The organism is Novosphingobium chloroacetimidivorans (genome assembly GCF_014204535.1).
Lineage (GTDB): Bacteria > Pseudomonadota > Alphaproteobacteria > Sphingomonadales > Sphingomonadaceae > Novosphingobium > Novosphingobium chloroacetimidivorans.
Genome location: NZ_JACHLR010000003.1, coordinates 1 through 19,563, shown reverse-complemented (window position 1 = coordinate 19,563; position 19,563 = coordinate 1). Strand labels below are relative to the sequence as shown.

Below are 19,563 nucleotides of genomic sequence, written 5' to 3'. Positions count from 1 at the left end.
GACGATCAGCCGCGCCGCATCATCCTTCCCGCCAGCATCCCTGCGACCGCCATGGCGCCGCCGGTCAAGCCGGCGGTGGACAGCGCGACCAGGACCGGCTGCGCCATCGCGGCCAGTGCGCCGGTGCGATCCTCGAGAGCCTTGATCGTCTGTGTCATGTCGAATTCCTGCGAGCGTCTCTGCCGAGGGGACAGATGGCCCGCAGCTCGCTTGCGCAGAAGCCTGATAAGATCGTCCGCTTCGTTCGACTTTTTCGATAAGGCGGGCGTGCGCGGGAAAGACGCCTCGTTCCGACGGGCGGAGTGCGCAGGTTTCCGGCTGGCACAGGTTTGGTTGTCGGCATGTCCGACCAGCGCCTTGCGCAAGTTGCGCGCGGCAGATCACACGTGGGCTGGCCCGCTTGTGCAGGCGCGATGCAGCCCTCACCGCACTCTTCCGGCCTGATCATCCGTATGCGATGCTCCGCGATCGCGGAGGCGGCGTTGGTTCTGGCATGATGCAGCCAGCGCCAGCGCGCGGCGCTTGCGGCGCTTCAGGTGTGCCGGTCGGCCGGCCGATCGCCCATCCGCTCGCCGAGCCGCACCGATCTTTCCGGCGTCCAAGCGGCGTTGAAGACGATAGTGTCCTGCCGGAACAGCATCACGACCGTCGAGCCCAGCAGGAAGCGGCCCATTTCCTCGCCTTTCTTGAGCGCGACGGCGTCTGCGTCATAAGACCACTCGGCGAGTGTGCCCGTGCGCTTGGGATTGACCACGCCGTGCCACACCGTCGCCATGCTGCCGACGATCGTGGCACCGACCAGCACCATCACGAACCGCCCGTGCTCGGGCGAGCGGAAGACGCAGACGACGCGCTCGTTGCGTGCGAACAGCCCCGCCACCCCGCGTGCGGTGACGGGATTCACCGAATAGAGCGAGCCGGGCACATGAATCATCCGTTCCAGCACGCCGTCGCAGGGCATGTGGATGCGGTGATAGTCCTTGGGCGAGAGATACAGGTTGGCGAAGCTGCCGTGGCGGAAGGTCGCGGCAAGTTGCGCGTCTCCTCCGATCAGCGCGGTCGTGGTGAAGCGGTGTCCCTTGGCCTGCAGGATGTGGTGATCGTCGATGGCGCCGAACTGGCTGATCGCTCCATCGACCGGGCAGACGAAGTCCGCAGCAGCGAGCGGACGCGCACCTGTCCTGAGCGGGCGCGTGAAGAAGTCGTTGAAGCTGCCGTAGCTTGCAAGGTCGGGATCGGCGGCCTCGGCCATGTCGACGCCATAACGTCCGACGAACCAGCGGATCAGCCGCGTCGTCCTGCCCCCGCCGCGATGACGCGCGATCCGACCGGCGAATTGCGTCAGCGCGCGCTTGGGCAGCAGGTGCTGCAGCAGGACCTTCAGGCGCTCCGACATCGCGTTCCTTTGCTTGGCTGGGATCTGGACCCAGGCTTGCCCTGGTCGCATTCCTGTAACCTGCGCAAGGGGGCAGGCGTTCCGGTCAACGCTGACGCGATAGGTCCGATCGGCGGATCGATCACGCACGAGCTGGGTGCCCGAAGGCGAAAATCGATGCTGTTGTCGAAAACTGCCTGGTGCGGTCAAGAAGACTCGAACTTCCACGGGCTTTCGCCCACAACGACCTCAACGTTGCGCGTCTACCAATTCCGCCATGACCGCACAGTCTTGGGGGCATGCGCAAAAGCGCTGTCCCCCGGGCAGGAGCGCGCCATTAGCAAAGCAACGCGGGGGCTGCAAGCGCGATGGCGATTGTTTTATGTCGTCGGTGGGCCGGGCGCCTAATGCAACCGGATCAGGCCGGCTTCCAGCCGATCTCTGCCGACTTGGCCGACTTGGGCACGTCGGTCACTGCCTCGTTGATGGTGATCGTCTCGCCCGGTGCAAGCTCGCGCTTGGGCGGCACGACTTCCCAGCTATAGACGATCCGCTCACGTGCATCGCGCAGCACGATGAGGATCGTCGGCACCGAGCGCGTCTCTCGCCCGATGTTGCTGACGGTGCCGCTCGCCCCGAAGTACTCGGTGCCGTTGGGCAGGGTACGCCGGTCCTGCCGCTTGGGCGGGAAATCGAGCGCGAGGTCCTGCTGCGCCTGGGCGAAGGTCGGCCGGGCCACCGGCACCCAATCAGGCAGGCCGGCCCAGGCGACCACGCCGGCCAGGCCGAGCGTGACCACCGCGAAGACGATCGCCGCGGCCATGCCGATCCTGGCCCAGTTGCGCCGCGGGCGAAACGGCGGCGCGAAGTCGAAGCGCGACGGGCCTTCGTCGGTGAACTGGCTGCCCGTGGTGTCGTCGTAATAGGCAGGGCGCGGGGCCGGCGCCTCGCGGGCTGCCGCAGGCCTGGGCTCGGGCGGCGCGGCGACGGGATCTGCCACCGTATCCGTCGCTGCCGACGGCTCGGCGGCGTGTGGCGGGGCAATGCCCTCCACCATGTCGAGCACGGGGCCGTCCTGGAACCAGCTGTGTCGGCACTTGGCGCAGCGGACGGTCCGTCCGTCAATGCCGATCGCACTGTCCGGGACCGCATAGCGAGTGGCGCAGGCGGGGCAGGCGATAATCATGGTCGGACCACTAAGCACGGGAGCGTGGCTCGCGACAAGTCGGTGACACACGGGTTCTTGGGCGTCGCTTCCTTTTTTCCACATTCATCGACGCTTATACACAAGCTCGTCTCATCGTGCCGCTTGCAGGTTCGCCGTGCCCGGCGGTGCCGCTTGCCTCGCCGCCAGCGGCGGCTTACCGCCATCGTCACGAATTTACGTTTACGAAGACGGGGCGATGAGCAGCAGGGCCGAGGGCGAAATCATCCATTTCGACAATGTCGGCCTGCGCTACGAGCATGATCGGGAGGTGCTGAGCGATCTGTCGTTCACGCTGTTCCCCGGCTCGTTCTACTTTCTCACCGGCGCCAGCGGCGCGGGCAAGACCACGCTGCTGCGCCTGATCTACCTCGCCCAGCGGCCATCACGCGGGGTGATCCGCATGTTCGGCAAGGATGCGATCACGATGCCGCGCAGCGGTTTGCCGGCGCTGCGGCGACGTATCGGCGTCGTGTTCCAGGATTTCCGCCTCGTGCCCCATCTGTCCGCCTTCGACAACGTGGCGCTGCCGCTGCGCGTCGCCGGCTTCAGCGAGCGGGACATCGCCGGCCCCGTCCACGACATCCTCGAGTGGGTCGGGCTCGCGGATCGCAAGGAGTCGCGCCCGGCGACCCTGTCGGGCGGAGAGCAGCAACGCATCGCCATCGCCCGCGCGGTCATCGGCCGGCCCGACGTGCTCGTCGCCGACGAGCCGACCGGCAACGTCGATCCCGACATGGCGCTAAAGCTGATGCGCCTGTTCGAGCTGCTGAACCGCCAGGGCACGACCATCGTCGTCGCCACGCACGACGTGCACTTGCTCAGGAAAGTGCCCGATGCGCTGATCATGCGTCTCGACCGGGGGCGCATGTCCGACCCCACAGGCGCCTTGCGCTACCCGCCACGGCGCCCGTCTTGAAGGCGCGTGCCAACAGGCGACGCGGGATTGCCCGCGGGCGGCGGCTGTTTGCCGGGGCAGAGGCAGAGCTGGTTCCGCAGGCGCGCCTGTCCGGACCGATGCCCTGGGTGATCGCGATCATGGTGGCGCTGACGGCGATCGCGCTCGCCGCCGGGCTGGCGCTCGGCAACACGGTGACGGCGGCGAGTGCCGAAATCGCTGGCGGGGTCACCGTCCAACTGGTGGAGCCGCGTCCGGACGTGCGCCAGCGGGAAGCCGCGCGCGCGCTCGACGCGCTCCGGGTGGTGCCGGGCGTCGCCAGCATGCGCCTGGTGCCCCAGCAGGAACTCGACGCGCTGGTCTCGCCCTGGCTGGGCACCGGGATTGATTCGACCCAAGGCATCGGCGTGCCGGTGCCGGCGTTGATCGATGTAAGGCTGACCCACGCGGCCACTCGCGAGCGGATCGCGCAAGTGCGGCGTGCGTTGCGCGGCGTGGCGCCGTCGGCGCGGGTCGATGCGCAAGCCGAGTGGCTCAAGCCGGTGTTCGATGCGATCGTCTCGCTGCAGTGGCTGGCGATCGCGCTCGTGGCGCTGCTGGCGGCCGCACTCGCCGCGGCGGTGCTGCTGGCGGCACGCTCGGCGCTTGGCGCCAATCGCGACACCATCGAGATCGTGCACCTGCTGGGCGGCACCGACAGCCAGATCGCCCGTGTGTTCCAGCGCTCTATGGCCGTGGACGCGGCGGGAGGCGGCCTGGTCGGGCTCGCTCTGGCCATGGTCGTCATCCTCTCGCTTGGGCGGCGGTTCGCAGGGCTGGGAGCCGGGATGGTGAGCAGCGGGGCGCTGGTCTGGAGCGACTGGCTGCTGCTGGCGCTGGTGCCACTGCTGGCCGCGGGTCTGGCGATGCTGACTGCCCGGCTGACGGTGATGCATGCCTTGCGCAAGATGCTATAGGCTGCATCCATGTTTCGCCGCATCGCCGCCTTTCTCCTGCTGATCTGGGTCTTCGGCTTCCTGTGGTTCGCAGTCGCCCTGCCGCGGCCTGCAGGCACCGAGCGGACCGATGCCGTGATCGTGCTCACCGGCGGGCCGGGCCGGATCCCGCGCGCGCTGGCCGTGCTGCGCCAGCGGCTGGCGCCGCGCCTGCTGGTCTCCGGCGTCGACCCCGAAGTGCTCCCGCGCGAGTTCATGTTGGAATACGACGTACCGGCCGATCTGATGCGCTGCTGCATCACCTTGGGCTACCGCGCGTTCGACACGCGCTCGAACGCGATCGAGGCCGCCAACTGGCTGCGCAAGCGGCGAGCGCGCACGGTGCGGCTGGTGACGGTCGACTGGCACATGCGCCGCGCCGCCTTCGAACTCGGCCGCGAACTGCCCAAGGGTACGGTGATGATCGAGGACGCGGTACGCAGCCAGCCCTCATTGCAGATCCTGTTCCTGGAATACCACAAGTTGCTGGCACGCTACGCGATCGACACCTGGCAAAGGGTTCGGGGATGAGCCAGCTCGGCAACGTGCTGCGAAGCTTGGTGTTCTATGTCGTCTTCTATGTCGGGACGGCCGGCTATGTGCTGGTGGCGCTGGCCCTGCTTCCGTTCGGCCGAGGTGCCCTGCAGCGCGTGGTCCTGGGCTGGTCGCGCTTTCATCGCCGCTGTACGCGCTGGATCCTGGGCATCCGCCTCGTCGTCGAGGGCGAACTGCCCAGCTCGCGCGTGCTCGTCGCGATGAAGCACGAAAGCTTCTTCGAGGCGATCGACCTGCCCAGTCTGCTGCCGATGCCGGCGATCATCGCCAAGGCCGAGCTTTTGCGCATACCGCTATGGGGCCGGGCGGGGGAGCTTTACGGCCTGATCGGTGTCGAGCGCGATCAAGGCGCGCGTGCGCTGCGCACCATGCTGACCCAGGCGCGGGCGGTGATCGACGCTGGCCGGCTCATGGCGATCTTTCCCGAAGGCACGCGGGTGCCGAGCGGACGCCGGGTGCCGCTCGGCTCGGGCTTTGCCGGTCTGTACAAGATGCTGCGCCTGCCCGTCGTGCCGATCGCCCTCGACAGCGGGCGGCTCTACCATCGCACGTGGAAGCGGCCGGGCCTCATCACCGTGCGCGTGGGAGAGCCGATCCCCGCCGGCCTGCCGCGCGAGGAACTGGAGGCCCGGGTGCTCGAAGCGATCAACGTCCTGAACCATCCGTCGTCCCCGGCCTGACCCGGGCGACCGGGTTACTCCACGTAGCTGACCTGGACCGACTGGTTCTGCATGTTGGCCACGCCATAGCTGGTCAGGAACGACACGTCGGCGGCATCGCGCCCGACGCCCACTTTCGCCATCGTATCGGGCGTCGACATGCCGGTCGCGTCCACCATGTACCAGGTGTTGTCGAGGAAGACTTCGGCGACGGCGTGGAAGTCCTGCGGTTCGACGCCCAAGCCGTAGACGCTGCAGAACCGCGCGGGGATAGCGCTCGCCCGGGTCATGCTGATCATCAGGTGCGCGAAATCGCGGCAGACGCCCTCGCGCGAGTTGTAGGTGTCCATCGCGCCCGTCGCGGCATTGGAGCTGCCCGCTTGATACGTCAGGTTAGCCTGGATCCAGTCGCGGATGGCGGCGACGCGCGCGCCCCCTTGCGTGTCACCGAACAAGTCGCCGACGATCTGCTGGAACTGGTCCGAAGCGCAGTAGCGTGAGGGCAGGATGTATTCGATTGTCTCGCCGGGCAGCAGGTGCGGCGGCACCGCGTTCAGCTGCGCGATGTCTGCCGTTAGCCGATTGATCTCGACCGTCGCATTGTAGCGCACCTTCAGCGGACCTTGCATGCGCAGCCAGATGCGATCGCCGATGGTGTCATGGCCGGTGATGCGCGCGAAGTGCTGGACCGGCGGCAGCTCGATATGCGCGGTGATCACGCGCTGCTCGGGGATGATCGCGGCTTCGATCTGGAGCAGCAGATCCGCCTCGAACGGCACGTCGTATTCGAGCTCGGAGGAAATCGAGAGTTTCATGCGGCGCCTTTTGCGGGAAGAGTTTGGCCGCTCAAAGCACGAGCAACGGTCCGGCTCCCGCATGCCCGAAGTATAGTTGGATGTCAGCTGTCGGCGGGTTTGGGGTCGGTCCGGTGATCGGCCCGATGGTCCGCACGCCCGAAGTCCGGCCGGGCATCGTCCTGGCCTTCCTCGATGATCGAGCGACGGGTGGCGCGGGTGCGGGCAAAGTGGTTGAACAAGGTCTCGCCATCGCCGATCCGGATCGCGCGTTGCAGCGCGGTGAGGTCCTCGGTGAAGCGCTGGAGCATGGTCAGCACCGCTTGCCTGTTGGACAGGAACACGTCGCGCCACATCGTCGGATCGCTGGCGGCGATGCGGGTGAAGTCGCGAAAGCCGCCGGCCGAATACTTGATGACTTCGGACTGGGTCACTTCCTCCAGGTCCGAGGCGGTGCCGACGATGGTGTAGGCGATCAGGTGGGGCAGGTGGCTGGTGACCGCCAGGACCAGGTCGTGGTGGTCGGCGTCCATGATCTCGACATTGGCGCCCAGCGCCTCCCAGAACGCCACCAGCTGTGACAGCTTTACCAGGTTGGTCTGCGGCGGCGGTGTGACGATGCACCAGCGGTTGCGGAACAGCTCGGCAAAGCCGGCGTCGGCGCCCGAGTTCTCGGTGCCCGCGACGGGATGCGCGGGGATGATCACGTGATCGGGCAGCGCCTCGCCCAGCGCCTTGGCGACGACCTGCTTGCTGGAGCCGACGTCGCTGACCAGCGCATCGGCGGGCAGGGCGGCGCGCACTTGCTCGGCCGCGATGCCCATCGCGCCGAGCGGCACGCAGAAGATGACGAGGTCGCAATCGGCCACGGCCTCGGCGGCGGTGTCGCAGACCTTGTGCACGAGCCTGCGCTCGGCGGCGCGCGTGCGGGTGATGGCGTCACGGTCATACCCGGTGGTGACCACGTCCGGCAGGTAGGCCTGGACGGCCAGGCCGATCGAGCCGCCTTGCAGGCCCAGGCCGATGATCGCGACGCGCTGGAAGGTCATGTGGTGCGCTCTGCGTCGATCGAGCACGCGGAGATGAGAATGACGCTCACCGATGCCCTCCCGCCATCTCCTGCAAGCCAGCGACGATGGCATCCATGTCGTGCGCCTTGCCGATGGTGAAGCGCAGCGCCTGCGGCAGGCCCTGGCCGGGCAGCCAGCGCACGATGTAGCCGCGCTCGGCCAGGCCGTCGAACGCAGCCTCTGCCGTGAGGGCGCCTTCGAACAGCACCAGCACGAAATTCGCCTCGCTCGGCACGGCGCGCAGGCCGTGGTTGCCCAGCGACTCGATGGCATTCACGAAGCGCGCGCGCTCGTCGCGGTTGTGGGTGCGGGCGGCCTCGATGAAGCCAGTGTCGTCCAGGGCCGCCAGTGCCATCGCCTGGCCAGTGCTGGGCACATTGAAGGGTCCGCGAATGCGGTTCAGCGTCGCCACCAGGCCGGGCGCGCCGGTGGCCCAGCCTATGCGCTCGCCGGCGAGCCCATAGGCCTTGGAGAAAGTACGCGTGACCAGCACGTTTTCATGTGCAGCGGCGAGCGCCATCGCGCCGTCGTCGTCCTCGGCCGCGACGTATTCGGCATAGGCGAGGTCGAGCACCAGCAGCACGTCGGCGGGCAGGCCCGCGTGCAGCCGGGTGATCTCGCCCTTGGGCAGGAACGAGCCGGTCGGATTGTTGGGGTTGGCGATGAACACCACCCGCGTCCGCTCGGTGACCAGTGCCAGCAGCGCGTCGACATCGGTGCCATAGTCGGCGTCGGGCGCCACCACCGGGGTCGCACCGCAGCGCCTTGCGGCGATGTCGTAGACCGAGAAGCCGTAGCGCACGTAGATCACCTCGTCGCCCGGCCCGGCATAGCCTTGCGCGGCAAGGTTCAGCAGCTCGTCCGAGCCGGTGCCCATGACGATCAGCGCCGGGTCGATCCCGTGCAGCTCGCCCAGCTTCGCGCGCAGTGCCTTGCTGTCGGGATCGGGATAGAGCGCCGGCCCCTGCGCCCTAGCCGCGAGCGCAAGCGGGCTGGTGCCGAGCGGGTTCTCGTTCGCCGACAGCTTTATCAGCGGCTTGCCATCGGCGCCTGTCGACTTGCCCGGCACATAGGCCTGGATCGCCTCGATCCAGGGCTTGGGTTCGGGTGCTCGGCTGCGGGTCTGGGTATCGCTCATGACCCGCGGCCTTTAGCGCGGTTGGGGGAGATTGGCACCCCCGAGTTCCGACCCGCGCCGCTCGTCGGGATGGGGCAGGGGGCGCGACAGGAGCAAGGGGGAGCTAGCCGCAAGATTGACCCCTGCGATCGTCATCGCGAACTCAGCGATGCGATCCAAAGGGGCGACCCGCGCCGCTCTGGATTGCCGCGGACCTGCGGTCCTCGCAATGAGGAGTGTTGCTGCGCCGATCGACAGGGCCGATTGACAGGGCCGGACACCTCCCCCAAGTCACCCGGTCACCATGGCCACCGCCCCGATCATCGACCCCAGCAAGGTGCTGAACCTGCCCCAGCCGCTGCCGCTCGACAGCGGGCGTGAGCTTGAAGGCGTGCGCATCGCCTACGAGAGCTACGGCACGCTCAACGCCGCCCGCGACAACGCGATCTTCGTCGCGCATGCGCTGACCGGCGACCACCACCTCGCCAGCCCGCATCCCAAGACCGGCAAGCCCGGCTGGTGGGTGCGCATGGTCGGCCCGGGCAAGCCGATCGACACGAACCGCTTCTTCGTCGTGTGCGCGAACGTGCTGGGCAGTTGCATGGGCACCACCGGCCCGGCCTCGATCGCGCCGGACGGCAAGCCCTGGGGCATGCGCTTTCCCGTCATCACGGTGCGAGACATGGTGCGCGCCCATGTCGCGCTCCTCGACGCGCTGGGGATCGAGCAACTGCATGCCGTAGTGGGCGGATCGATGGGTGGCATGCAGGCCTTGAGCCTCGCCGCCAACTTCGCGACCCGCGCCAGGGCGGTGCTGGTGATCGCGTCGACGGCGCGGCACTCGGCGCAGAATATTGCCTTCCACGAAGTCGGGCGGCAGGCGATCATGGCCGATCCGGCCTGGCGCGAGGGCGATTACTACTCGCATGGCAAGGGACCGGAGAAGGGCCTGTCGGTCGCCCGCATGGCCGCGCACATCACCTACTTGTCGGAAGCGGGGCTGACCGAGAAGTTCGGCCGCCGCCTGCAGGACCGTGCCGAGAAGACCTTCGGCTTCGATGCCGACTTCCAGGTCGAAAGCTACCTGCGTTACCAGGGCCTGTCGTTCACCGACCGCTTCGATGCCAACGCCTACCTCTACATCACCCGCGCCATGGACTACTTCGACCTCGCCGAGGAGCACGGCGGTCTGCTCGCCAATGCCTTCGCCGGCAGCAAGGCGCGCTTCTGCCTGGTCAGTTTCGACACCGACTGGCTCTATCCCACCGCCGAATCGCGCAACGTGGCCCACGCGCTGACGGCGGCGGGCCTGCCGGTCAGCTTCGTCGAGCTCTCCGCACCGTTCGGGCACGACTCGTTCCTGCTCGACGTGCCCGCGCTCGATCGGGTCGTCGCCGGCTTCCTGGGCGAAGCGCAATGATCGAGCTTTCCGACGATCCTCGCCGCATCGACCTCGATCGGGTGCACGGCTGGCTGACCATGAGCTACTGGACGCCCGGCATCGCGCGCGACCGTGTCGCCAGGCAGAACGCCGGCTCGCATTGCCTGGGCGCATACCATATCGAGCATGGGCAGGTCGGCTTCGCCCGCGTCATCTCCGACAAGGCGAGCTTCGCCTGGCTGGCCGACGTCTGGGTCGATGAAGCGGCACGCGGGCAGGGGCTGGGGCGGCGCATGGTGCGCTGGTTCCTTGAGCATCCGGACTACGCGACGGTGCGCCGCTTCGCGCTCGTCACCGCCGACGCGCACGGCGTCTACCAGAACCTCGGCTTCCACGCGCCGCTCAAGCCGGAGCGCTACATGGAGCGGCTTTCGAACGAATTCGCCGACCTGCTCAGCCGTGCGGCCGAGCCCGCCTGATGGCGCTGCGTCCCGATCTTGCGGTGATCGCCGACAACGTCGCCTCCGGCGCGAAAGTGCTGGACGTCGGCTGCGGCGATGGCGCCTTGCTCGCCGCTTTGCGTGATCGCAGGGGTTGCGATGCGCGCGGCATGGAGATCGATGCCGCCAACGTCGCCGAGTGTGTCGCGCGCGGACTATCGGTGATCCAGGGCGATGCCGACAAGGACCTGGCGTTCTACCCCGAGGCCTCGGTCGATTATGCCATTCTCAGCCAGACGCTGCAGACCACCATGCGCCCCGACCTGGTGCTGGAGCAGCTGCTCCGCATCGGCCGGCGCGCCTTCGTCAGCTTTCCCAACTTCGCGCATTGGAAGGTGCGCACCTCCTTGCTGTGGACCGGCCGCATGCCGGTGACGCGGCTGCTGCCAGTCGCCTGGTACGAGACGCCCAACATCCACCACGCCACCGTCAACGATTTCCGCGACATGGTGCGAGAGCGTGGGATCAAGGTGGAGCAGGCGTGGTTCCTGCGCGGTGACCGCCGCTGCAGCCCCGCGGCCGCCAGCTTCCGCGCCGAGCATGCGGTGTTCCTGCTGTCACGGTGAAACCGGCAGCCGGCACCGCTCTGGTTCAGACCATCAGCACCGAGTCGTCTCGCGCCAGCACCCACAGGCTCAGCCCAGCCATCCTTGCGCGTTCGACCGCCATGCTGGTCGGCAGCGACACCGTCACCAGCGTCGTCGCCCCGGCGCGCACGGCCTTCTCGACGATCTCGTAGCTGCATCGCGCCGTCGACAGCACGAACCCGGACGAGAGCGCCACCCCTGCACGGGCTTGCGCTCCCACCAGCTTGTCGAGCGCATTGTGCCGCCCGACATCCTCGCGCACGCAGACCAGAGCGCCGTTTCCATCCGCATGCGCCGCCGCATGTGCCGCCCCCGTCGAACGGCCTAGCGGCTGCCGTTCGCGCAGCGCCGCCAGCGCTCGGAAGATCGCGGCACTGGCGATCGGTTCGTGCGCGGCGACCGGGGGCAGGGGCCGCGCCACTGCTTCCAGGTTCTCGATCCCGCAGAGACCGCAGCTGGATTCGGCCACGCGAGCCCGCACGCGCTCGCCCAGCTTCTCCGCCCCAAGGCCTGCGACCGTCGAGCGCACGATCCAGCCGGCGTCGACCTGGGCCACGGCGACGTCGAGCACTTGCGCCGCCGTCTGCGCCAGCCCCTCGGCGATCGCGAAGCCGGTGGCGAAGTCTTCCAGGTCCGCCGGTGTCGCCATCATCACCGCGTAGGCGACGCCGTTGAACTCCAGCGCCACGGGCACCTCGGGCACCCATTCGCGCGCGATGCTTCGGCGGCTTCCGTCTGCTCTGACCTCGACCGCCTCAGCCACTCGCGTTCCTTCGAATCGGACCTCAGTCCATGCCGAGTCCGTGATAGGCGGCAATCTTGTTCCCGTCAGGATCGCGCAAGTAAGCGCCGAAGGCGCCGCGCGCTTGTGGCTTGGGCTCGGGCGCGCCTTCGTCGCTGCCACCATTGGCGAGGCCGGCCGCATGCCATGACGTCACCGCCTCCTGGCTGGGCGCTTCGAAGATCACCGTCCCGCCGTTCGCGTGCGTCGCCACCTCGCCGTCGCGCGCAGGGCCACACAGGAAGCGCGTGCCGCCCGGCAGGGTGTAGAGGATCAGCGGATACTCCGCCGGTGCCGTCGAGGGACCGACGCCCAAGGCCGCGAAGGTCGCATCGTAGAACGCGCGGGACTTGGCGACATCGTTCGAGCCAAACCGCAAACTCTTGAGCATCGTGTTCTCCCTTTTTCGTGCGCCTACGGTTTGTCGTCTCGCCCCAGCCAGGTCAATGCAAGTTCGCCGTTGCGAACGCGCGTTCGCTTTACGGGAACGCCCACTTATCCACCAGTCCACCGCCACGCGGGGCCCGCCGTGCTGGACGCATGTGCAAGGCTTTGGCATCGCACGGTGGATGTGGCATCTCTACCAGTTCCCCCTTTGCCCGTTCAGCCGCAAGGTCCGTCTGCTGATGAGCGAGAAGGGCATCGCCTACGAACTCCAGACCGAGAAGCCGTGGGAAGGGCGCGACGGCTTCTTCGCGATGAACCCGGCGGGCCGGGTGCCCGTGCTGCACGACGAGGAGCGCGGCATCACCCTGGCCGACAGCCGCGCCATCTGCGAGTACCTGGAAGAGACGGTCGAGAACAATCAACTGATCAGCGGCACGGCCCAGCAGCGCGCCGAAGTGCGGCGGCTGGTCGCCATGTTCGACGAGAACTTCTTCAACGACGTGTCCGGCCCCTTGCTGCACGAGCGCATGAAGAAGCGGCTGATCCTGCGTCAGGCGCCCGACGCCAAGATGCTGCGCGAGGCGATGAAGCTCTCGCACGACTGGCTGGATTATATCGATTACCTGATCGACAACCGCCCCTGGCTGGCCGGTGCGACGATGACGCTCGCCGATCTGGCCGCCGCGGCGCAGATCTCGGTGGCCGATTACCTGGGCGGTATCGACTGGTCGACGCACGAACCGGCGCGCGGATGGTATCTGGTGATCAAGAGTCGCCCCAGCTTCCGGCCCTTGCTGTCGGAGCGGATGGAAGTGATCCAGCCGCCCAGCCACTACGCCGAAGTCGACGCCTGAGCGCCCCGTCCTCAACCCCGTTCGTGGCGAGCGAAGTCGAGATACTCCAGCGCTAGATCAGCGTGTTTCGACTTCGCTCGACACGAACGGAGTAAAACTGGATCACTTCGTTCAGGATCAGAACTTCGGCCCCTCGGCCGGGATTGTGCTGCCTTCGTTGAAGCGGCCGTTCTTGCGGAACTGCACCATCCAGCGTTCCAGGAACAGCGACAGCGGCCGCGGGGTGACGCCCAGCTCGGCAATGCCGGGCTGCGACGCGTCGGCCATGTTGCCGGCCTTGAGCAGTGCCCACTGATCGCGCGAGATCGGCGCGAGCGGCACCGACGCGATCGCGCCCGACACTGCATCCGGCAGTTCAATGAAGGCGCGCTTGCGGCACTGCGCCGCGGCGATGCGCTGGTTGAGCTCGAGCATGGTGATGACTTCGGGGCCGGCAATCTCGTACGTCCGGCCTTGCGCCTCGGGCAGCAGGATGGCGTTGGCGATCGCCTCGGCCGCATCGTCCACAAACAGCGGCTGGATCTTCGCGTGGGGGCCGAACACCGGCAGCGCGGGCGCCTTGGCGATCAGGCGGCCGAACATCATCACGAAGTTGTCGTCGTCGCCGAACAAGATGGAAGGGCGCACAATCGTGGCATTGGGGAACGCGGAGAGCACTGCCGCCTCGCCTTCGCCCTTGGTGCGCGCATAGGCCACTTGCGAGCCGGCGTCGGCGCCGATTGCCGAGATGTGGATGAAGCGTTCGACACCGGTCTCGCGCGCCGCCGTGGCGATGCGCGCCAATCCCTTGCCCTGCAGCGCATCGAGGTTGCCCGCGAAAGCGCCCATCAGGTTGATCACCGCGTCCGAGCCGGCGAAGACCCGCGACAGGTCCTGCGTGCGGGTGACGTCCAGCGGCACCGATTGCATCTGCCCCAGGTTGCCGAGCGGACGGATGCGCCAGGCCTTTTGCGGATGGCGGCTGACCAGCCGCAACCGCGCGCCGCGTGACAGCAGTTCCTGCGCCAGGTGGCAGCCGACGAAGCCGGTGCCGCCCAGTACCGTGACGACCCTGCCGCTCAGAGAACCGTTCGCGTTGACGCTCATGTCCAGATAAGTCCTTTAACCGGCTGCGGTTGCCTCGCGCTCGCCCGCGCGGCCGACCTCGCTGTCACCTCGGCCGCCCTTGGCATAAGCGCCCGCCATCGGCAACCGGCGAGGCACGCACCAAATGCGCGAGCGACATGCGTTGCCCGTTGACAACCCCCGAGCCACCCCGTATCGGCGCCCTCCTACCCCGTGCCCAGATGGCGGAATTGGTAGACGCACCAGCTTCAGGTGCTGGCGCTCGCAAGGGCGTGGAGGTTCGAGTCCTCTTCTGGGCACCAGCTACCTGTTCGCAGGTACCCCCAATTGAACGAAAAGCCCGGACTTCTCCGGGCTTTTTGATGTCGAGCGGTCGCGAGCGTTCGCCTCTATAGGCCTCCAGCCCCGATCACCTGCGGCCTTTTGGGGGACTCGGAATTGGGGCTTGATCAGGTCTTTTCCGTCCCTGAGTTCGTCATGCCGATCGCTCCACCACTGCATCATCTCGACCCGCTCGTCCCAGGAGGCAGTGCGGTTGTAGATGGCGCTGGTGGCATGACCCACCTGCCGCGACATCGCACGCTCGATGATCTCCACAAGCCAGCGGTGCAGGTTAGTATTTCGGTCTCGCGAGCGGCTCACCCGACATATCTACGCCCGGCCATGCTCTTCGGCAATCTGGGACTAGCTCGCTCTGGCTTAACGCTGCTGCATGGACTCGCGGCCATGCAAAGTGATTCATCAACAGAAGAGGCGCGGCGCGCAGCTTCGGCTGGGAACGGCGACGCAAGAGCGATGGCCGGCGCGGATGCGGCTTTGCTTATGCCCGCGACAAGAACGAGGGCGCCTATTGTGCGCTGGCCATGGAGATCGAGGTCGAACGCGAGACGGGCGGCATTACCATCCACCGGGTCAACGCCGCGATCGATGTGGGGCAGGCGGCCGATCCGGACGGCATCCGCAACTAGGTCGAAGGCGGCATCATCCAGTCGCTGAGCTGTGCGATCCATGAGGAAACGACCTTCGACGAGAGCAAGCGCACCAAAATCGACTGGCGCAGCTATTTCATCTCGCGCTTCGATCAGGTGCCCGGCTCTATCGAGGTCGAGGTGATGTACCGGCCTGGTCTGCCGTTCCTGGGGGCGGGTGAGACGGCCCAGTGCCCCGCCTCGGCCGCCCCGGCCAATGCCATCGCCGATGCGACTGGCGTTCGCTTGCGCGACATGCCGCTGACGCCGGCCAAGCCGAATGCGGCGATCGGCGTCGTGGCCCGAGGGCGTGCCGTAAGCTGCCGTCATATCTTTGGATGATAAGTCGATCTTGCAAAAAGCGCTACGTATGCAGGCCAGCGAGCGGCCCGACGCGGGCCATCCCCTTTGAAGCAGGAGGCCACCATGACGACAACTTCCCTTGATGCGACAGCGGCGCAAGGAACCCGGCTAAGCGGTGCGCTGACCTTCGCGATGGCGGCCGCGGCGGGCGTGGCGGTGGCCAACATCTATTACAATCAGCCCATGCTCGGCATCATGGAGCGCGACTTGCCGGGGCCGCTGACCGCCCTGGTGCCGACCGCGACGCAGCTCGGCTATGCGGCTGGCTTGTTCCTGCTCGTGCCGCTGGGTGATCTGGTCGAGCGCAAGCGGTTGATCGTGCTTCAGTTTATCGGCCTTGCGGTCGTGCTTGCGCTGGCCGCGATTGCGCCCAGTGCAGCGCTTGTCATTGCCGCCTCGCTGCTGGTGGGCGTGCTGGCGACTGTCGCCCAGCAGGTCGTGCCGTTCGCCGCGCACTTGTCCACGCCCGAGCGACGTGGTGCGACCGTCGGCATGGTCATGGCCGGGCTGCTCTGCGGCATCCTGCTCAGCCGTACCCTGGCAGGCTTCGTCGCTTCGCACCTGGGCTGGCGCGAGATGTTCTGGCTGGGCGTGCCGATGGCGCTCGGCGTGGGCACGCTGATGGCGGTCATGCTGCCCAGGAGCCATCCTGATTCCGACCTACGCTATCCCGGCCTGATCCGTTCGCTGGGTAGCTTGTGGCGCGAGTTCGCCATCTTGCGCAAGTCGGCGATGACACAGGCACTCCTGTTCGGGGCATTCAGCGCGTTCTGGACCATCCTGGCGCTCCGGCTGCAGCAGCCTCGCTTCGGGCTTGGAGCCGATATCGCGGGTTTGTTCGGTATTGTTGGAGCGGTTGGTGTGCTCGCAGCTCCAGTAGCGGGCCGGATCGCTGACCGCCGGGGGCCGCATCTCGTCATCCTCCTGGGATCAGGCATGACGCTTGCCGCCTGGGTCGTCTTCGGTTTGTGGCAGTCCATCGCGGGACTGGTCGTCGGTGTGATCCTGCTCGATTTCGGAGTGCAGAGTGCGCTGGTGTCCAACCAGCACCTGGTCTACGCGCTCCGACCCGAGGCGCGCGCCCGCCTGAACACGATCTTCATGGGCATCATGTTCCTGGGCGGAGCGGTAGGTTCTGCAGGAGCGACCTGGGCCTGGAGCATGGGCGGTTGGATCCCGGTGACGGGCCTGGGAGCCGTGCTCTCTGCCACGGCGGTCGCAATCCAGTCAGTCGGCGCCAAGCGCCCGTCTTGAGTTCGCGATCCGATAACCGCCTGCTGCCATAATCCAGGCGCGTCCTTCGGCAGGACGCGCCTGTTACTTCAGCCCGCCTTGCGCTTGGCGAGGATGGCTGCCCAAGGGTTCGGCTTCGCGTCGCCGATGCGGTGCAAGGTGTTGCGATCGGCATGAGCGAAGGGCGTGTCGCGCCCCTCAAGCATCAGTCGGGTGTCGGTGACGTAGCTCCATGATCCATCCGCATGGAAGCTGATGGTCATCGTGTAGCTGTCGGTGCGGAACGCCTGATCCAGGAACGTCGTGGAGCAGATGCCGAACTCAGTCTTACCGCGCCTGGCCGACACGACGATCTCTTCCGCGTCGGGAGCGGCATGACCTGAGGCGAGTGCGACCTGACCGCGCGGGATCGCGACCGTTTGCTGCACTAGCCCGGTCGCGGGCTCCCACAGCCAGTAGCCGACGTGCTCGTGGAAGGTGATGTCCTCTTCCGACGCAACGCCTGGCGCTGCCGACGCGCGGGTGTTTCAGAGGACCAAAAGCGGCATACCGATATTGACAGTGTGATGTCGTATTGACAGCTCCGTTCAATTCTCTATCTTTCGGTGATGACATCCCCGCATAGCTCGACCGAGCCCCATGTCCCCCCACAAGACCTGACCACACTCATTCTTGAGGTGTTCCGCTTGAATGGAGCCCTGCTCGCTATGGGGGACGCATTGGTTGGCGACCTCGGGCTGACCAGCGCGCGGTGGCAGGTGCTGGGCGCCATCGCGCTGTCTCCGGTGCCGCTGCCGGTCGCGCACATTGCCCGGAACATGGGTCTGACCCGCCAGTCGGTGCAGCGCGTCGTGGACGACATGCGAATGGGCGGGCTGATCCGGCTCGAACCTAATCCGCATCATCGCCGGGCGATGCTGGTCGCGATGACCGAAGATGGCCTCTCTGCTTACGCCAGCGCAAGTCTTCGGCAGGAACGCTGGGCGAATGATCTCGCGGCAGGTCTACGGACGCAGGAGATCGCGGATACAGTTACCATGCTGCGGACGCTGCGGCAGCGGCTCGGCGAGGCTGCAGACTAGCCTACCCCGCATTCAAGGGCGCCACTGTCTGACGCCTGACGTAATTCCTTGCACCAGGACGATAGAAAATGACGTTGACCTTCTTCACAAACCCCAATTCACGTGGTCGCATCGTGCGATGGATGCTGGAGGAAGTCGGGTGCGACTATGACACAGTCGTGCTCGATTATGGGCAATCTAGCGCGGCCGATCCGTGGGGTGGTGCCGCTCTCGCGCGACCGGAAAGCCCTGCCGACGATCGCAATCACTTCTTCACTCGGGTAAACCCGATAGGCAAAGTGCCCGCTATCGAACATGATGGACATGTCGTGACGGAGAGCGCTGCGATAATCGCCTATCTGGCCGAAACCTTTCCCGACGCAGGTCTGCTGCCGACAGCGCAGGAGCGCGCCGACTATCATCGCTGGATATTCTTCGCGGCCGGTCCGCTCGAACAGGCTGTCACAAACCATCGAGCAGGCTTCGTGCCGACGCCCGAGCAGGAGTTTTTCCTGGGTCACGGGAGCTACGAGCACACAGTCGATCAGCTTGAATGGGCCGTAAAGCGGCAGCCGTTCATCGCCGGCGATCGGTTCACCGCTGCGGACGTGTATGTCGGATCGCATATCGGGTGGGGTCTAGGCCTCCAGACCCTGCCGCCGCGCGAAGCATTCCTGGCCTATGCCGGGAAACTGACCGAACGGGAGGCTTACCAGCGGGCCGTCGCCAAGGACGACGAACTGCTCGCCCGTGCCAACGGCGGCTCCGCGTAAACCGGTCCCGGCCTCTTCGAAACAGGCTGATCGCGTTCATTGCAACGATCCATCCCGCCGCCACGTAACGGATAAGTGATATGACCGACATGAACGCCCATTTTGCCGATCCGGACCGCGTCCGACAGTATCTCGAAAATGGGCCACCCGCTTTTACCCCAGGCCATGCTGGCCTGATGCAGATGATCGGCGTCTTGCTTGGCGAAACGATGCCGCAGGATGGGACATTACTTGTCATCGGGGCCGGCGGAGGGCTGGAAACACGATATCTCGCTGGCATCGAGCCACAATGGCGGTTCGTCGGGGTCGATCCTGCCGCCGCGATGCTCGACCTTGCACGCGCAACCGCCGGCGATGTCGCGGGAGAAAGGCTGCGCCTTATTGAAGGGACCGTAGCAGATGCACCGGACGGCCCCTTCGATGCGGCCACCTGCATTCTGGTTCTGGGCCTCGTCCCGGACAACGGTGCCAAACTCGAACTGCTGTGCCAGGCCCGCCAGCGCCTCAGGCCTGGCGCCCCGTTCGTCCTTGTCGATCAATGCCTGGACCGGAATGCGGCGGACTTCACCAAGCGACTGGACCGGTATGCCGCATATGCCCGACGATCGGGTGTGGATGACGATGTCGTCGCCGGAGCAAGGGCGGGGGTCGCCGCGATGGAGAGCGTGGTTCCTGCGCAACGCAACGAGCAGTTGCTGGCCGAAGCCGGCTTCGATGGAACCGAGTTATTCTACCTCGCAATGGGTTGGAGGGGCTGGCTGTCTTACGCGTGATCGATAGCTGCAGATGGTCAAGATGCTTCGTGCGATGGCGATATCCAGATGATTGACAGCACTTCGGTTCGCGCACACCAACAGGCCACGACCGCAAAACGTATGGCTCGCCCCGTCGGCAAGCGGTTTGTGTCTGACGATCTGAGCAGTCTGCGAAAACGTATCCGGCCTTTCAGCATGGAGCCGTTGGC

The 19,563-nt window shown here is 66.6% G+C and carries 23 protein-coding genes, 2 tRNA genes and 1 pseudogene; 15 read left to right on the top strand and 11 right to left on the bottom strand.

Annotation, left to right across the window (positions count from 1 at the left end):
* Positions 1 to 5: 5 nt before the first annotated feature.
* The 4 genes from HNO88_RS04205 to HNO88_RS04190 form a co-directional block, all read right to left on the bottom strand.
* Positions 6 to 158, bottom strand: a complete 153-nt coding sequence (locus HNO88_RS04205) for a hypothetical protein (RefSeq protein WP_184242841.1) — start codon at positions 156 to 158, stop codon at positions 6 to 8.
* A 374-nt stretch (positions 159 to 532) separates the two neighbouring features.
* A complete protein-coding gene (gene asd / locus HNO88_RS04200; RefSeq protein ID WP_184242840.1) occupies positions 533 to 1,396 on the bottom strand; it encodes an archaetidylserine decarboxylase in 864 nt (287 codons plus the stop codon).
* 177 nt (positions 1,397 to 1,573) lie between these two features.
* A tRNA-Leu gene (locus HNO88_RS04195) sits at positions 1,574 to 1,660 on the bottom strand.
* Positions 1,661 to 1,793: 133 nt separating this feature from the next.
* On the bottom strand, positions 1,794 to 2,561 hold the full coding sequence (locus tag HNO88_RS04190) for an MJ0042-type zinc finger domain-containing protein (protein WP_184242839.1): 768 nt from the start codon (positions 2,559 to 2,561) through the stop codon (positions 1,794 to 1,796).
* 217 nt (positions 2,562 to 2,778) lie between these two features.
* Between HNO88_RS04190 and ftsE the strand changes: the two genes are divergently transcribed.
* The 4 genes from ftsE to HNO88_RS04170 are packed head-to-tail and all read left to right on the top strand — an operon-like array spanning position 2,779 to position 5,686.
* A complete protein-coding gene (gene ftsE, locus HNO88_RS04185) occupies positions 2,779 to 3,498 on the top strand; it encodes a cell division ATP-binding protein FtsE (protein WP_184242838.1) in 720 nt (239 codons plus the stop codon).
* Positions 3,495 to 4,433 (top strand): cell division protein FtsX, encoded by a 939-nt coding sequence (locus HNO88_RS04180; protein ID WP_376768747.1) that lies wholly within the window; start codon positions 3,495 to 3,497, stop codon positions 4,431 to 4,433. Before ftsE ends, HNO88_RS04180 begins: the two co-directional genes overlap by 4 nt.
* Positions 4,434 to 4,442: 9 nt before the next feature.
* Positions 4,443 to 4,982, top strand: coding sequence for a YdcF family protein (locus tag HNO88_RS04175; protein WP_184242837.1), 540 nt, complete (start codon positions 4,443 to 4,445; stop codon positions 4,980 to 4,982).
* Positions 4,979 to 5,686 (top strand): lysophospholipid acyltransferase family protein, encoded by a 708-nt coding sequence (locus tag HNO88_RS04170; protein WP_184242836.1) that lies wholly within the window; start codon positions 4,979 to 4,981, stop codon positions 5,684 to 5,686. Before HNO88_RS04175 ends, HNO88_RS04170 begins: the two co-directional genes overlap by 4 nt.
* Positions 5,687 to 5,700: 14 nt before the next feature.
* On the opposite strand, the gene HNO88_RS04165 is transcribed toward HNO88_RS04170, so the two are convergent.
* From HNO88_RS04165 to HNO88_RS04155, 3 genes are all read right to left on the bottom strand, one after another.
* The gene (locus HNO88_RS04165; protein ID WP_184242835.1) at positions 5,701 to 6,480 is read right to left on the bottom strand and encodes a transglutaminase-like domain-containing protein; all 780 of its coding nucleotides are present in this window, start codon (positions 6,478 to 6,480) and stop codon (positions 5,701 to 5,703) included.
* A gap of 83 nt (positions 6,481 to 6,563) precedes the next feature.
* Positions 6,564 to 7,508: a prephenate/arogenate dehydrogenase family protein gene (locus tag HNO88_RS04160; protein WP_184242834.1), complete on the bottom strand. Its 945-nt coding sequence runs from the start codon at positions 7,506 to 7,508 to the stop codon at positions 6,564 to 6,566.
* A 46-nt stretch (positions 7,509 to 7,554) separates the two neighbouring features.
* A complete protein-coding gene (locus HNO88_RS04155) occupies positions 7,555 to 8,667 on the bottom strand; it encodes a pyridoxal phosphate-dependent aminotransferase (RefSeq protein WP_184242833.1) in 1,113 nt (370 codons plus the stop codon).
* Between the two features lie 283 nt (positions 8,668 to 8,950).
* On the opposite strand from HNO88_RS04155, the gene metX reads away from it, so the two are divergent.
* Genes metX through metW form a run of 3 tightly spaced genes read left to right on the top strand, consistent with a single transcriptional unit; the run spans position 8,951 to position 11,093 of the window.
* A complete protein-coding gene (gene metX / locus HNO88_RS04150) occupies positions 8,951 to 10,066 on the top strand; it encodes a homoserine O-acetyltransferase MetX (RefSeq protein WP_184242832.1) in 1,116 nt (371 codons plus the stop codon).
* Positions 10,063 to 10,506 carry a GNAT family N-acetyltransferase gene (locus tag HNO88_RS04145; protein WP_184242831.1) on the top strand — a complete coding sequence of 148 codons (444 nt, stop codon included), beginning with the start codon at positions 10,063 to 10,065 and terminating at the stop codon, positions 10,504 to 10,506. The genes metX and HNO88_RS04145 overlap by 4 nt, the downstream gene beginning before the upstream one ends.
* A complete protein-coding gene (metW, locus tag HNO88_RS04140; RefSeq protein WP_184242830.1) occupies positions 10,506 to 11,093 on the top strand; it encodes a methionine biosynthesis protein MetW in 588 nt (195 codons plus the stop codon). The genes HNO88_RS04145 and metW overlap by 1 nt, the downstream gene beginning before the upstream one ends.
* Before the next feature lie 25 nt (positions 11,094 to 11,118).
* Here metW and fdhD read toward each other — a convergent pair whose 3' ends face one another.
* The gene (gene fdhD, locus HNO88_RS04135) at positions 11,119 to 11,877 is read right to left on the bottom strand and encodes a formate dehydrogenase accessory sulfurtransferase FdhD (protein WP_184243112.1); all 759 of its coding nucleotides are present in this window, start codon (positions 11,875 to 11,877) and stop codon (positions 11,119 to 11,121) included.
* 22 nt (positions 11,878 to 11,899) lie between these two features.
* Positions 11,900 to 12,286, bottom strand: a complete 387-nt coding sequence (locus HNO88_RS04130) for a VOC family protein (protein WP_184242829.1) — start codon at positions 12,284 to 12,286, stop codon at positions 11,900 to 11,902.
* A 178-nt stretch (positions 12,287 to 12,464) separates the two neighbouring features.
* On the opposite strand from HNO88_RS04130, the gene HNO88_RS04125 reads away from it, so the two are divergent.
* Positions 12,465 to 13,136, top strand: coding sequence for a glutathione S-transferase family protein (locus tag HNO88_RS04125; protein ID WP_184242828.1), 672 nt, complete (start codon positions 12,465 to 12,467; stop codon positions 13,134 to 13,136).
* Positions 13,137 to 13,253: 117 nt separating this feature from the next.
* Here HNO88_RS04125 and HNO88_RS04120 read toward each other — a convergent pair whose 3' ends face one another.
* Positions 13,254 to 14,222 (bottom strand): complex I NDUFA9 subunit family protein, encoded by a 969-nt coding sequence (locus HNO88_RS04120; RefSeq protein ID WP_184242827.1) that lies wholly within the window; start codon positions 14,220 to 14,222, stop codon positions 13,254 to 13,256.
* A 194-nt stretch (positions 14,223 to 14,416) separates the two neighbouring features.
* Here HNO88_RS04120 and HNO88_RS04115 point away from each other — a divergent pair.
* The 3 genes from HNO88_RS04115 (at position 14,417) to HNO88_RS04105 (ending at position 16,786) form a co-directional block, all read left to right on the top strand.
* A tRNA-Leu gene (locus HNO88_RS04115) sits at positions 14,417 to 14,503 on the top strand.
* An 810-nt stretch (positions 14,504 to 15,313) separates the two neighbouring features.
* Positions 15,314 to 15,511: a hypothetical protein gene (locus HNO88_RS04110; protein WP_184242826.1), complete on the top strand. Its 198-nt coding sequence runs from the start codon at positions 15,314 to 15,316 to the stop codon at positions 15,509 to 15,511.
* An 84-nt stretch (positions 15,512 to 15,595) separates the two neighbouring features.
* Positions 15,596 to 16,786, top strand: a complete 1,191-nt coding sequence (locus HNO88_RS04105; protein WP_246381175.1) for an MFS transporter — start codon at positions 15,596 to 15,598, stop codon at positions 16,784 to 16,786.
* Between the two features lie 68 nt (positions 16,787 to 16,854).
* Here HNO88_RS04105 and HNO88_RS04100 read toward each other — a convergent pair whose 3' ends face one another.
* Positions 16,855 to 17,247: a heme-binding beta-barrel domain-containing protein gene (locus HNO88_RS04100; protein ID WP_184243076.1), complete on the bottom strand. Its 393-nt coding sequence runs from the start codon at positions 17,245 to 17,247 to the stop codon at positions 16,855 to 16,857.
* 225 nt (positions 17,248 to 17,472) lie between these two features.
* Between HNO88_RS04100 and HNO88_RS04095 the strand changes: the two genes are divergently transcribed.
* The 4 genes and pseudogenes from HNO88_RS04095 to HNO88_RS21995 form a co-directional block, all read left to right on the top strand.
* Positions 17,473 to 17,847: a MarR family winged helix-turn-helix transcriptional regulator gene (locus HNO88_RS04095; RefSeq protein WP_221419828.1), complete on the top strand. Its 375-nt coding sequence runs from the start codon at positions 17,473 to 17,475 to the stop codon at positions 17,845 to 17,847.
* A gap of 68 nt (positions 17,848 to 17,915) precedes the next feature.
* Positions 17,916 to 18,599 carry a glutathione S-transferase family protein gene (locus HNO88_RS04090; RefSeq protein WP_184242824.1) on the top strand — a complete coding sequence of 228 codons (684 nt, stop codon included), beginning with the start codon at positions 17,916 to 17,918 and terminating at the stop codon, positions 18,597 to 18,599.
* Positions 18,600 to 18,679: 80 nt separating this feature from the next.
* Entirely contained in the window at positions 18,680 to 19,372 is a 693-nt protein-coding gene (locus HNO88_RS04085) for a class I SAM-dependent methyltransferase (RefSeq protein WP_184242823.1), read from the top strand.
* Between the two features lie 24 nt (positions 19,373 to 19,396).
* A pseudogene (locus HNO88_RS21995) lies at positions 19,397 to 19,474 on the top strand (IS5/IS1182 family transposase); the annotation flags it as partial.
* Between the last annotated feature and the right edge of the window lie 89 nt (positions 19,475 to 19,563).

Bases quoted from the DNA above. Each gene is read 5' to 3' on its own strand.
- HNO88_RS04190 (WP_184242839.1), bottom strand. From the start codon at position 2,561: ATGATTATCGCCTGCCCCGCCTGCGCCACTCGCTATGCGGTCCCGGAC.
- HNO88_RS04090 (WP_184242824.1), top strand. From the start codon at position 17,916: ATGACGTTGACCTTCTTCACAAACCCCAATTCACGTGGTCGCATCGTG.
- HNO88_RS04120 (WP_184242827.1), bottom strand. From the start codon at position 14,222: ATGAGCGTCAACGCGAACGGTTCTCTGAGCGGCAGGGTCGTCACGGTA.
- HNO88_RS04125 (WP_184242828.1), top strand. From the start codon at position 12,465: ATGTGGCATCTCTACCAGTTCCCCCTTTGCCCGTTCAGCCGCAAGGTC.
- HNO88_RS04155 (WP_184242833.1), bottom strand. From the start codon at position 8,667: ATGAGCGATACCCAGACCCGCAGCCGAGCACCCGAACCCAAGCCCTGG.
- HNO88_RS04165 (WP_184242835.1), bottom strand. From the start codon at position 6,480: ATGAAACTCTCGATTTCCTCCGAGCTCGAATACGACGTGCCGTTCGAG.
- HNO88_RS04160 (WP_184242834.1), bottom strand. From the start codon at position 7,508: ATGACCTTCCAGCGCGTCGCGATCATCGGCCTGGGCCTGCAAGGCGGC.
- ftsE (WP_184242838.1), top strand. From the start codon at position 2,779: ATGAGCAGCAGGGCCGAGGGCGAAATCATCCATTTCGACAATGTCGGC.
- HNO88_RS04095 (WP_221419828.1), top strand. From the start codon at position 17,473: ATGGGGGACGCATTGGTTGGCGACCTCGGGCTGACCAGCGCGCGGTGG.
- HNO88_RS04105 (WP_246381175.1), top strand. From the start codon at position 15,596: ATGACGACAACTTCCCTTGATGCGACAGCGGCGCAAGGAACCCGGCTA.
- HNO88_RS04110 (WP_184242826.1), top strand. From the start codon at position 15,314: ATGTACCGGCCTGGTCTGCCGTTCCTGGGGGCGGGTGAGACGGCCCAG.
- HNO88_RS04145 (WP_184242831.1), top strand. From the start codon at position 10,063: ATGATCGAGCTTTCCGACGATCCTCGCCGCATCGACCTCGATCGGGTG.
- metX (WP_184242832.1), top strand. From the start codon at position 8,951: ATGGCCACCGCCCCGATCATCGACCCCAGCAAGGTGCTGAACCTGCCC.
- HNO88_RS04175 (WP_184242837.1), top strand. From the start codon at position 4,443: ATGTTTCGCCGCATCGCCGCCTTTCTCCTGCTGATCTGGGTCTTCGGC.
- HNO88_RS04130 (WP_184242829.1), bottom strand. From the start codon at position 12,286: ATGCTCAAGAGTTTGCGGTTTGGCTCGAACGATGTCGCCAAGTCCCGC.
- HNO88_RS04205 (WP_184242841.1), bottom strand. From the start codon at position 158: ATGACACAGACGATCAAGGCTCTCGAGGATCGCACCGGCGCACTGGCC.
- metW (WP_184242830.1), top strand. From the start codon at position 10,506: ATGGCGCTGCGTCCCGATCTTGCGGTGATCGCCGACAACGTCGCCTCC.
- asd (WP_184242840.1), bottom strand. From the start codon at position 1,396: ATGTCGGAGCGCCTGAAGGTCCTGCTGCAGCACCTGCTGCCCAAGCGC.
- HNO88_RS04085 (WP_184242823.1), top strand. From the start codon at position 18,680: ATGACCGACATGAACGCCCATTTTGCCGATCCGGACCGCGTCCGACAG.
- HNO88_RS04170 (WP_184242836.1), top strand. From the start codon at position 4,979: ATGAGCCAGCTCGGCAACGTGCTGCGAAGCTTGGTGTTCTATGTCGTC.